Annotated in this window: 1 protein-coding gene; it reads left to right on the top strand. The window is 58.0% G+C overall.

All coding sequences use genetic code 11. The features are described 5' to 3' along the window. Positions 1-77: 77 nt before the first annotated feature. Positions 78-288 (top strand): chitobiase/beta-hexosaminidase C-terminal domain-containing protein (locus tag KVT38_RS33665; RefSeq protein WP_217598066.1); only part of this gene is annotated, 211 nt, incomplete at its 3' end.

The following is a 288-nucleotide window of genomic DNA, read 5'->3' as shown; positions in this document are numbered from 1 at the left end:
GGGCCATTACCATTGTTCAGGGCAAAGAGAATAGTCCGGTATTGATGGGTGTGTGGTAAAAGGTAGAGCCGGTTAGCATGGGTCCGGGAGGACCGGCACCGACACCTAAGCCTTCTATCGTTGCCACAGCCGGCAAAGCAAGCGTAGACGGGTCCGCTACCGCTCCTGTCACGGTAGCGCGCAACAGCAAGCTGAAGCTGTCGGCTCCCGAAGGGCAAATCATCAACTACACGACCGACGGAAGCACGCCCCCCAAAGATAGCCCGATCTTCAAAGGCCGAGTCGTCG

This window comes from Cohnella sp. GbtcB17, assembly GCF_019091135.1.
Classification (GTDB): Bacteria; Bacillota; Bacilli; order Paenibacillales; family Paenibacillaceae; genus Cohnella.
Note: the sequence above shows the minus strand (reverse complement) of the source record. Positions and strands in the feature narration are given on the sequence as shown.